Raw genomic sequence first — 10,556 nt, 5'->3', positions numbered from 1 at the left:
CTTGAATCCCTTTTTTTATAAGTAATGATTTAAGCCGGGTGGAAACTAATTTCGGAAATCCATTCATGACCTTCTCAGCCGTTACCAGCTTAACTTGTCCCGGAATTTGGTTCTTCTCTTTATAAGTTTGGATCGAAAGAGCAAGTTCCGTTCCCGCAGCTCCTCCCCCTACAATTAAAGGATGAGTTGTATTACGAATTTCTTCAATTTGAGAAATAAATTCATAATTAGGCTTGATGGTACGGGCCACCGTATGTTCAAAAGCCAGCGGTAAACTTTTGGAGCCAATATCAAAACTTACAACATCAAACGGATAGACGGAACCGTCATGGCAAATTACTTTTTTCTGTTTAGGTCGCAAACTGACCACGGTTTTTTCAATAAAATGAATACGTGCTTCTCTCGTAATCTTTTCCAATGAAACTCGTGTATCTTCAAGCGAGTACAGACCTTCTGTGAATCCGGAAAACATTCCAGAGTAATATTGGTACCTGGAGGAAGAAATCAGACACACCTCAACATTCACCCATGCTTCGCTTTTCAGCCTTCGAATTACCTCTAGATGAGCATGCCCTGCTCCTACTAGTAACAATCGTTTGGACAATACAGGTCCCCCCTTTTATACAAAACGTCCACATGGAATGGACCATGTGGACGTTTACTTTAAAGACTTGTTTGCAAAAACTCTTCTACTTCTTCAGGGGTTTTTGCGTTCGCACTATGCAAATGTGCTATTTTTTCACCTTGTTTAAAAATCAACAAACTAGGAATACCCATAACCTCATACTTATCTGCAACTTCAGGAATTTCATCACGATTAACGTCGTACCAACGATACTGATTATATTCCTCTAAAACTTCTCCGATAAACATATCCATTCGACGGCAATCCGGGCACCAGTCTGCCTGGAACTTAATAATAACCGGCTGCTCGCTCTCGATTGTTTCGTTGAATTTCTCTATTGTATGAATTGATTCCATGCTCATCATTCTCCTTTTAAACAGATTCTTACCCATATGATAATCGGTAAGAATGCTTTTGTCTTATGATTTGCTTATTTATATTCCACACGACCCAGAAGCCATGCAGCCAAGAGACCTCCGAAGAAGGTCAGGGCACTTACCAACCATAATGCTGCGCTTCCCGGTACACCAGGGAAAATAACAAATACTGACCCAATAACTAAACCAATGATTAGGGCAAAGGTTCCTGAGGTATAATTCTCCAAAAAGAATTTAACAATCTTACTCATCACGACAATACCAAATAGAATTCCTAATCCGACCACTGCTATAATATCAAATTTCAAATCTGATACTCCACCGACTACTGTGGAGTAAACCCCAATAATCAACAGGATGAAAGACCCGCTTATCCCTGGAAGGATCATGGCACTGCTCGCAATCCAGCCCGAAAAGAAAAGAAGAATATAGGTTGAAAGCGTTAAGTTCTGCATAGGTTCCGTTTCATTCGTCTGAAAAAATGCCATTGAAGCCACGAGTACTGCGCCAATGAGTAAAATGATATAATGGTTCGCTTTAAATTTATGCTTCACATCCGCTTTATGTGTTAAGTAAGGAAGCACCCCTATAATCAATCCCAGGAAAAAAAACTGAGTGGGACCAGGGTAATGCTCAAATAACCACTCTATTAATTTTGCCAGCAGCAGAATAGACGTAATAACCCCTATCCCCAACGGCAATAAGAATTTAAGGTGTTTTTTCCATTCCTTTGTAAAGAAACCGTTGATCGCTTCAATAAGACGATCATAGATACCGAGGACTACCGCAATTGTACCACCGCTCACGCCCGGGACAACGTCACTTGCTCCCATAAGCATACCACGGTAGATATTTCTCCATTCCCACATATTCAATACTCCTTTTTAATCAATTCAAAGTGTCACTTATTCTATCGTACATGTCTATGAGTTTATGATCCTTTTTTAATGTATCCTAAAAATTGCCTTCAATCAATCATTCTTATAGCATAAATAAAGGACCGGATTTGATCCGGCCCGTTTATCCAATATTTTAAGCAGAGGTTTTTTCCTCAGAATCTCTTTGTTCTTTCTCTATAGATGCTTTATCAGCACGCAGTGCTTTGTAAAGTGAAAAAACCATTAGAATCATAATAAATGAGAATGGAAATGCTGCCGAAATCAGAGCATTTTGCAAGGCTTGCAATCCGCCAGAATATAATAACACGGCTGCCATAGAGGACTGGATTATTCCCCAGGCGAATTTAACCATGGTCGGCGGTGTTAACGAGCCATTCGTAGTCTGCATACCTAATACAAACGTCGCAGAGTCTGCAGAGGTAATAAAGAAAGTTCCAATGAGAATCATCGCAATGATGGACATAATTAATCCTAAAGGGTAATTATCAAAAGCACCAAATAGCGTCTGTTCCGTAACTAGTTCAGACAAGTCCGTTTCACCGCCCTGCTGAACGCTAATGGCTGAAGAACCAAAGGTGGAGAACCATAGAAATCCTATCACGGATGGCACTAACAACACTCCGGATAGAAACTCTCTAATTGTACGCCCTTTGGACACACGGGCGATAAATATACCGACGAATGGAGACCAGGCGATCCACCACGCCCAGTAGAATACGGTCCAGTTGTTAATCCAGGTTCGGTTCTCTTCACTATTCGGAGCTAATCTAAAACTCATGGAAGGCAAGTTCTGCAAATAAGCTCCAATTGTATCCGTGAACATATTCATTATGAACAAGGTAGGACCTATTACCATCATCATCACTAACAGAAGTAAAGCTAAAATCATATTCGTATTACTCAGGTATTTAATCCCTTTACTAAGACCAGTATAAGCCGACATCATAAACAAGACCGTTACGACTCCAATAATAATCAGCTGCACCGTAAACGAGTCTTTAATAGGGGTCAGGAATGTAAGTCCTCCATTGATTTGCGCGGCTCCGAAGCCTAAAGTAGTGGCTACACCTACAATAGTTGCAAACACAGCAATCACGTCAATCGCTTTCCCCCATGGGCCTTTCATCTTATCCCCAAATAAAGGCTCTAAAGTGGCACTTACAAGAGCGGGTGCTCCTCGACGGAATTTAAAGTAGGCGAGTACTAAAGCAACAATCGCATAGATTCCCCAGGCATGAACTCCCCAGTGAAAATAAACAAACTGCATGGCTTCATTTAGAGCCTCAGGGGTGCCAGTTTCTGCCGTTGGAGCATTCTTTGAATAAAAGTAAATCGGTTCTGCAGCGCCCCAGAAAACCAGACCAATCCCCATACCTGCACTGAATAACATCGCAAACCATGTGGCATAGTTGTAGTCCGGCTTATCAGAAGGTTTACCCAGTTTAATCTTCCCATATGGACTGAAAATCATATAAATACAAAAAACGACAAAACCTGTAACGATTAATAGATAATACCAGCCAAAGTGTACAGAAATGAATGTTTGTATCGAACCTGTAATACTTTCAAGATTTTCAGGAGCAACAGCCCCCCAAATAACTGAAAATAAGGCGATGGCTAGAGTAATCCAAAAAACCGACGTAACTTTTTTCATCATTTTCTCCTTTCCGGTGCTCAACTTTTTTACATCAATAGATAATTGCGAGGAAATGGTAATTGTGGACTAATTAACAGTTACCCCATCCTCAAAATTGTAAACAATTTGTCTAAAAACTGTAAAAAATGTCGACAGCCTCCTGGAAAGGTGCAGATGTTTAATATGGGCGTGGGAACTGAACAGTTTTATTACAAGCTGAGGCTAACTTTTGAGCCTGCTTATCAAAGTATTCAAAATCCAACTGATCCATACTCTTTGTATCGACAGCTTTCATCATATATCGGCCAAATCTCCATACATCTTCTTTAATATTTTCATCATGAACCACAGAGATTTTATAGAGAGCTTCAATTACACCGTTCATCACAGAAAAATCGTGGCTTCCATAGATTCGCATCTGGTAGAAGCTGGTGTACAGATAATCGTGAAATTCCCTTGGCTCAATCTTCATCCTAAGATCATTATTATCATCAGCATAATAGCGGATCGGCTCATAAACTGAACCTAATTCGGCAAGAAGAGAACCTATTCGATTGATACAGTTAACCGCTGTATGTGGGTCATTAATACTAGGGGAAATCGCTTTGACCGAAATCTCAACGAGCTTCTGAATCGAAAATTCGATATCCTGTATATCTGTCCGCTCATTTCCCACTATTATATACTGCAGCGCTTCCTGCGGTTTAATTTCTTCTGAAGCGTCCTTTTTCCAATAATAAAACAAAGGCATCCCTTTCTGAATGTAATCTCCAATTAACGTGTTTGCTTCAATAAATAAATCATTTTTTACAGCCCACTGAATGAATAATCCCATCTGCATTCCTTGAAGATAACCCGATTTGTCGGCAAAAATGATTCCTTGGCTATTCTGTTTTAAGCTGTCCAAATCTTTTTCATCCCACTCTGTTGATTCATTATAGCTCTTTTCCTTAAACGTGTTAGCAATCACCTTCGAAGTGGTCTGGCGGATATCACCAATTAAATTGTTCACCTGTAAAAAGCGGGACGAATGGTGAATAAACAGGATGAAAAATCCTAAACAAATGATGGATACGACTACAGTTAAAAAGGGACTGACCAGACCTTTCTTCTGAGTACCCCCAAGTAATAATAAATTGACAAGAGCAAAGATAAATCCAAATGAATAAACCCCCAACACATGCTGGGTAACTCGGCTTTTCATAAAATCCTGTAACGTACGAGGTGAAAACTGAGTGGAATAAGTAGTCAGCACCACCATAATCGTTGAAAAACTGATGGTTGTCATCGTCAATATCGACGTAATCAGCGACCCATACAGGGTCGTTGCCACACTTTTTTCAGTTAAAAATATTTTCGGCATACTTTCCTGAACTTGCGGAACGATCCATAAGTCCACAATACTGATCAGAATAACTGAAATGATAGATATAAAACTGTAAAGAGTTGGAAGAAACCAGAAACTGTCTCGCACTTTAACCCAAATTTTCTCTCTGTTCATTAACTACTATCTCCCTTCCTGTTTAAATCACTTACCCACCATACCATTTAAGTCAGAGAAATCTTAAGGATTTAATTTAAAATAATAATTTCTCTAACCAAGCGTGATTAGGATGGTAGTGCATCAAGCTCTGCTTAAGCCATTCCTTTTGACGTTCATTTAAGTGAGGAAATATATAGTGAAAATCCTCGTTATCCTTCTGGCTGGTGTGTTTTGCCTTGTAAAGAAGGACAATTTCCGGATTTAAATAAGGAACGCCCTGCTCAGAGCGAAGATGCATGTAACTAAGCGGGAATCTAAGTTTGCCGTCGCGCCTAAAGTGCCAGTAGTTCCCTTTTCTTTCATTTAATAAGAACTCTATATGTTCTCCAGAATGGTTCGTTGAATGAATCTCGTGAATGGGGGCTTCCAGCCATTCTTTTTCTTTCCAATTTAATCCACTTCCTTCTTTAACATACTTTATATTCCAGTCATGCATGTGCGATCGCAGCAGATGCTGATCCTCCCTCAACACAGCTACATCGATGTCTTCGTGCTCTCTTATTTCTTCGCCTATATGAAGGTCAATCGCCCACCCGCCGGCGATCCACCAGTGACCTGGATAGTTTTTCATAAACACCTTTACTTGCAGGCAGCGTTCAAACAAAGGGAATACCTCCTTCCGTGTTAATTAACCTGAGAATAGTTAACTATAAAGTTCCAAATTAAAATTCAGTATTTTTTGACAAATCCAATATTTAGTCGAATAATGAGGCATAGGAGGTGGGATATGTTAAAAGGACACTTAGTAGACTTGAAGCCTGTGTCCCGTAAAGATTTGGAGAATCTTTACACATGGGCCAATGATGAGTCCCTTACTTTTCTTAGTTCAGGAAGTGAATCAGCGAACCAGAATAATAACCCTCTGGAAGCTCTTCAAGCCCAATATGAAAAAAATCTGAATGCACAACATTTGTGGGAACATGGAACTGTTTTTATTGTTTATTCAAAAGCAACGCAAGAGCCTATTGGCAAATGTGATTATCGAAAACTAAATCCCGTCACAAGAGCGGCAGAGATTGGGGGCTCACAATTGGTGAACGCGATTACTGGGGGCGAGGGTATGGAAAAGATATTATTTACACTTTGCTCAATCACCTTTTTTATACCCTTAATTTAGAAAGGGTACAACTCGATACCTGGAGTGGAAATCATCAAGCCCTCAGGTTATACGAGAAAGCCGGGTTTCAGCTGGAGGGCCGGCTACGTAGAAATGAATTTGTTCAAGGAAGCTACTATGACACCATACTTATGGGAATATTGAAAAGCGAATTTGAATCCAGCACCCGTTAAAAACATCAACTATTTGTACATATCTACTATTACATGTTTTTTTTGGAATTTTTAAGGGAATAAACTCATCAATATTATTGAATTAATTGACTCATCTATTTATCAAAATCAAGTTCCAAGAAAGGAGCCAGTATGAAAAATCCAGTATTTTTTATCTCGGCCTCTGTGATCACCGTATTAGTAGTCATAGGTGCCGTCAATCCTGAAGGTTTTGGCAGCGTAGCCACCACTTTATTTGGTTTTACAACGAAAAATTTCGGTTGGTTTTACCTCATCTCTGTATTTGGTTTCGTTATCTTCTTAGGTGCGTTAGCCCTAAGTAAGTACGGGAAAATTAAAATCGGCCCGCCAGATTCTGAACCAGATTATCCTTTTTTCACTTGGATCGGCATGCTTTTCTCAGCTGGATTTGGTGCAGGCTTAGTGTTTTGGGGCGTAGCTGAACCGATGAGCCATTTTTTCACAACTCCATTTAATACGCTTGAAGCACAGACTGAAGAAGCGGCTCGGATTTCTATGGGATATGCTTTCTTTCACTGGGGCATCAATCAATGGTCTGTTTTCGCCATTGTCGGCCTCTTAATCGGATTTTTACAGTTCAGGCAGAATAAAAGCGGTTTGATTTCCACCGCCCTCGAACCAGTGTTAGGTAAAAATAAAGGTGTGAAAACCTTTATTGACTCCCTTGCCGTCATTGCCACGGTCATGGGTATCGCTACCTCACTCGGGCTTGGCATACTGCAAATGAACGGTGGTCTAAAAGCCGTATTCGGCGTGCCAAATAACACAATGATTCAACTGGCCATTACCGCTGTACTTCTCGTCCTTTATTTAGCCTCTTCCAGTACAGGATTAAATAAAGGAATTAAGTGGCTTAGTAACGTGAACCTCGGTTTATGTATGGTTTTACTAGCCTTCGTATTCATAGCAGGACCTACTGTATTTATACTTAACACCTTCACCTTAGGACTTGGAGATTATATTACAAACTTTGTGGGCTACAGCCTTCGTCTCACTCCTTATGAAGACGGTGGAGGGGACTGGCTGAGAGAGTGGACAATCTTCTACTGGGCGTGGGTCATTGCCTGGTCTCCATTCGTTGGAACCTTCGTAGCCCGTGTATCGAGAGGAAGATCCATCAGGGAATTCATCTTTGGAGTGCTGATTGTACCGCCATTAATTGCCTGCTTGTGGATTGCTACTTTTGGAGGAACAGCCTTAAACAGCGATTTGAATAATGGAACAAACATAGCTGAGGCGGTTAACAATGACGTAACTTTAGCATTGTTTGAAACCTACCAGCATCTTCCCATGACGGGAGTACTATCTATTTTATCCATCTTATTAATTGCAACATTTTTAATTACCTCAGCGGACTCCGCTACGTACATTCTAGCTAGTATGACGACTAATGGCAGCTTAACCCCTCCGCTTATTATTAAAATTGTTTGGGGATTTCTAATGGCGGCCATTGCTGGAGTTCTGCTGTTAGCAGGCGGGCTAAATGCCTTACAGACTGCTTCGCTTGTTTCTGCTTTACCATTTACCATAGTAATCATACTCTTTGTCTATGCATTTACGAAGATGATTAGAAAAGAAGAACCTGCTCAACAAAAAATTGAACAGCACCGCAAGGCCAGATAATGAAAAAGCTGCCTCCCTTTCATAGGAGGCAGCTTTTTCGTCTTTATTCAAATCATCTTTACCCCATACCTAAATCTCCTGGGTCATGCGCCTTGAATTTTGCGAGAGTAACTTCCGAACTTTCTCCAGGTTCTTGATTCTTCGTATTATCAAATGCAAAGGATGCCGATCCAAATGTCCCTGCAACCAACATTAAACCTAAGAGAAATGCAGTTAAACGTCTTTTCATTTTCTTCTACCTCCCCATATTTTATAAACGCTCCAAATAGTGTTTGGGTAAAAGTGCAAAGAATTGATCTCCAAGTTCTTGAATAAATCGATGATGGGCATTTTCCAACAGACGAATATTCTTGCTCGCTGCTCCCATATAACACTCTTGAAACGGAGTCCATGTTTCCAGATTTTCCAGAATGGTTATCGCTTTAGTAAATTCTTTGTCCGCTATGGCTAAATGAGCCGTTTCTACGGGGTCAGGCGTTGTCATTTCTTCTGTTTGAAGATGGTAGGCAGCAATGAAAGGAATAGTGTGGTTTTTAATAATAGCTGCCCACCGTTTTAAACTATACTTTTCTGCAGCTTCAAATGCCTTTACAGCTTGTTCCATGGACGTTGGATAGTCTGTATATAGATTGCATAGCGCCAGATTATGATAAATACGGCAGATTTTCTTCGGTGATAATTCTGTATTGGTAATTTTATAAGCATATTTCTTAGCAAGAAGCGGGTTATTCGTTTTCCAATAATGCTGGAACAGTAATTCATGATACCTGATCCTCATATAGTAAAGAGTCAGGGGCTCGTTAACAGCACTTATACCTTCATCAATTTGTTCCAGGTACTTATCAAGTCCTGTATATTCTTTTAAATCATAATAATAGTAGATAATCGTAAAAAGATGTAAGCAGTGAAGAGATGGATGGAGGAATTTTTCTTTTTGCAGTGACTGTAATTGCGCTTTTGATGGTTTGCTGTTCAGTCGATTTAATAGCAGCTTATATAAATAAATGAGCTGGGAGTCTAAGTTATTGTTTTGAAGGAGGATATCCATCTCCTTAAGAAAATCATTCATATAAAGAAATTCAAGATATGCGATTTGATCCTCTAAATACTTAGGCGGATGAGTCAAACAGTACCAGCTTGCCTGGAAGGTGGCTTCTTGTTTAGACTGTTTTTTTAATAAGGGGATATATATTTCATATAAGGATGAGGTATATTTTAATTGTAATTGATGCAATGGACTAGGTTCAATAACCTGATAACTGACCATCCAGCTTCATCCCTTTCGCATTACCTATTTTCCATTTTATTGTATTTTATTGGTAATGTCTAGCAATCTATCAGATTATTTTGTAAATTAAAAATAAATTTTAAGTAAATGTACCCTTTGGTTTCATATTCTTAAGAAAAAGTAATTATTTTTCACCTTTTATTAGCAATATCTGTAATGTATCCATTAAAATATTAAATTTATATACCATATATTCCATAATACTAAACTGTAAACTACTGCTTTCTCTATTGCCGATCCTGTTCTAAACGTAATAAAAAAACGCTTATGTTTGCTTGAAAAAGGATATACAAGAGGAATTCCTCTCTTTGTTAAGTAATCAGCTGATAAATGTGAAACAACTCCAATAATCAGCCCTGATAAATAAAACCATTGTATGTTCAGCCACTCTTCAATAAACCAGCTGTATCCAATTAACATTCCAACAAATAATAAAGAATGGGTCATCTTACGGTGGCTTCTAATCATGAGTAAAACAGGAAGTAAAAGCATAAGAAAAACTTTCAGTTCCTCCCTGTATAAATCAAGATACCTAGGTACAAATAAGTAAATTGTAAATGCAAGAGTGAAAAGAGTAAGCAGCCCTCTCCAGAACTTATGTCCCAGTTTCGAGTTCGGCATATCGATATCGGGCAAAAGTGACCCAAATAAAACAAAACCTAAGAAAAAAACAGCTGAAAGTGGCTCATCAGCATGAGGGACGAGCTGCGGAAGTAAGGTTAAAGCTCCTACTCCAAATGTTATTCCAACGACTTGGTGTCCTGTGGCCATCATGATGTTTCAAGTCCTTTCTATCTTTCTTTCATTGGCTATTAAACCGCCTCGCTGCTTTCTCAGTTAAGCTCCCGATACTTGAAGATTCAGTTTCGAGACTTTTGTGTGAATTAGGTCCTGCGGGGAACGACTCGCTTTCCGGCCCTGCAAGACGCAGGGTCGTTCGACGTTGCCACAGGACGTGGCGATCTTAGTCGAACATCCCTTGTGCTGAGCCTCCTCAAGCTAACGCTTTCAGGGGTCTCACCGATCATGTTTATCCCACAGGAGTATTCATCGTCCCCCTCCGGACCTTGCGAAATAGGGAGCTCGAACCGCTTTACCCTTCACCCGCTTGAGGAGATATGACCACATGGGCTTATAGACTTTTTCAGGCTGAACTATGCGGGATAGTCTGTTATATAAGCATTTCAGGCAGTTTAAGGAGGGAAGGATCCTCTCTTTCCGAAGGATCCGTTCTTCTTAATAAAGTTGGGTTGA

Annotated in this window: 12 protein-coding genes; 3 read left to right on the top strand and 9 right to left on the bottom strand. The window is 39.8% G+C overall.

All coding sequences use genetic code 11. From position 1 onward, the window contains the following. The 6 genes from WAM07_RS03025 to WAM07_RS03000 form a co-directional block, all read right to left on the bottom strand. A partial coding sequence (locus WAM07_RS03025) for an FAD-dependent oxidoreductase (protein ID WP_422164660.1) occupies positions 1-604 on the bottom strand: 604 nt, incomplete at its 3' end. A gap of 59 nt (positions 605-663) precedes the next feature. Continuing rightward, positions 664-1,017 (bottom strand): thioredoxin family protein, encoded by a 354-nt coding sequence (locus WAM07_RS03020; RefSeq protein ID WP_422164658.1) that lies wholly within the window; start codon positions 1,015-1,017, stop codon positions 664-666. 38 nt (positions 1,018-1,055) lie between these two features. Beyond that, complete coding sequence (locus tag WAM07_RS03015; protein WP_422164656.1) at positions 1,056-1,871, bottom strand: DUF368 domain-containing protein; 816 nt, start codon at positions 1,869-1,871, stop codon at positions 1,056-1,058. A 163-nt stretch (positions 1,872-2,034) separates the two neighbouring features. Beyond that, a complete protein-coding gene (locus WAM07_RS03010) occupies positions 2,035-3,555 on the bottom strand; it encodes a glycine betaine uptake BCCT transporter (protein ID WP_422164654.1) in 1,521 nt (506 codons plus the stop codon). Between the two features lie 160 nt (positions 3,556-3,715). Continuing rightward, a complete protein-coding gene (locus WAM07_RS03005; RefSeq protein WP_422164653.1) occupies positions 3,716-5,038 on the bottom strand; it encodes a DUF2254 domain-containing protein in 1,323 nt (440 codons plus the stop codon). 76 nt (positions 5,039-5,114) lie between these two features. Continuing rightward, positions 5,115-5,684, bottom strand: coding sequence for a nucleotidyltransferase domain-containing protein (locus WAM07_RS03000; RefSeq protein ID WP_422164651.1), 570 nt, complete (start codon positions 5,682-5,684; stop codon positions 5,115-5,117). A gap of 123 nt (positions 5,685-5,807) precedes the next feature. On the opposite strand from WAM07_RS03000, the gene WAM07_RS02995 reads away from it, so the two are divergent. The 3 genes from WAM07_RS02995 to WAM07_RS02985 all read left to right on the top strand — a co-directional run bounded on the left by WAM07_RS02995 (position 5,808) and on the right by WAM07_RS02985 (position 8,014). Further along, positions 5,808-6,197, top strand: coding sequence for a GNAT family N-acetyltransferase (locus WAM07_RS02995; RefSeq protein ID WP_422164649.1), 390 nt, complete (start codon positions 5,808-5,810; stop codon positions 6,195-6,197). Next, the gene (locus tag WAM07_RS02990) at positions 6,110-6,370 is read left to right on the top strand and encodes a GNAT family N-acetyltransferase (RefSeq protein ID WP_422164662.1); all 261 of its coding nucleotides are present in this window, start codon (positions 6,110-6,112) and stop codon (positions 6,368-6,370) included. The genes WAM07_RS02995 and WAM07_RS02990 overlap by 88 nt, the downstream gene beginning before the upstream one ends. A 132-nt stretch (positions 6,371-6,502) precedes the next feature. Beyond that, positions 6,503-8,014, top strand: a complete 1,512-nt coding sequence (locus WAM07_RS02985) for a BCCT family transporter (protein ID WP_422164648.1) — start codon at positions 6,503-6,505, stop codon at positions 8,012-8,014. A gap of 58 nt (positions 8,015-8,072) precedes the next feature. Here WAM07_RS02985 and WAM07_RS02980 read toward each other — a convergent pair whose 3' ends face one another. From WAM07_RS02980 to WAM07_RS02970, 3 genes are all read right to left on the bottom strand, one after another. Then, positions 8,073-8,243: a hypothetical protein gene (locus tag WAM07_RS02980; protein WP_422164646.1), complete on the bottom strand. Its 171-nt coding sequence runs from the start codon at positions 8,241-8,243 to the stop codon at positions 8,073-8,075. Positions 8,244-8,264: 21 nt separating this feature from the next. Continuing rightward, positions 8,265-9,281, bottom strand: coding sequence for an AimR family lysis-lysogeny pheromone receptor (locus WAM07_RS02975; RefSeq protein WP_422164644.1), 1,017 nt, complete (start codon positions 9,279-9,281; stop codon positions 8,265-8,267). 186 nt (positions 9,282-9,467) lie between these two features. After that, positions 9,468-10,076: a metal-dependent hydrolase gene (locus WAM07_RS02970; RefSeq protein ID WP_422164642.1), complete on the bottom strand. Its 609-nt coding sequence runs from the start codon at positions 10,074-10,076 to the stop codon at positions 9,468-9,470. Between the last annotated feature and the right edge of the window lie 480 nt (positions 10,077-10,556).

The organism is Halobacillus sp. (assembly GCF_049282395.1).
In the GTDB taxonomy this organism is placed as follows: Bacteria; Bacillota; Bacilli; order Bacillales; family Halobacillaceae; genus Halobacillus.
Note: the sequence above shows the minus strand (reverse complement) of the source record. Positions and strands in the feature narration are given on the sequence as shown.

Bases quoted from the DNA above. Each gene is read 5' to 3' on its own strand.
- WAM07_RS03020 (WP_422164658.1), bottom strand. From the start codon at position 1,017: ATGGGTAAGAATCTGTTTAAAAGGAGAATGATGAGCATGGAATCAATT.
- WAM07_RS03015 (WP_422164656.1), bottom strand. From the start codon at position 1,871: ATGTGGGAATGGAGAAATATCTACCGTGGTATGCTTATGGGAGCAAGT.
- WAM07_RS03010 (WP_422164654.1), bottom strand. From the start codon at position 3,555: ATGAAAAAAGTTACGTCGGTTTTTTGGATTACTCTAGCCATCGCCTTA.
- WAM07_RS03005 (WP_422164653.1), bottom strand. From the start codon at position 5,038: ATGAACAGAGAGAAAATTTGGGTTAAAGTGCGAGACAGTTTCTGGTTT.
- WAM07_RS02995 (WP_422164649.1), top strand. From the start codon at position 5,808: ATGTTAAAAGGACACTTAGTAGACTTGAAGCCTGTGTCCCGTAAAGAT.
- WAM07_RS02985 (WP_422164648.1), top strand. From the start codon at position 6,503: ATGAAAAATCCAGTATTTTTTATCTCGGCCTCTGTGATCACCGTATTA.
- WAM07_RS02980 (WP_422164646.1), bottom strand. From the start codon at position 8,243: ATGAAAAGACGTTTAACTGCATTTCTCTTAGGTTTAATGTTGGTTGCA.
- WAM07_RS02975 (WP_422164644.1), bottom strand. From the start codon at position 9,281: ATGGTCAGTTATCAGGTTATTGAACCTAGTCCATTGCATCAATTACAA.
- WAM07_RS02970 (WP_422164642.1), bottom strand. From the start codon at position 10,076: ATGATGGCCACAGGACACCAAGTCGTTGGAATAACATTTGGAGTAGGA.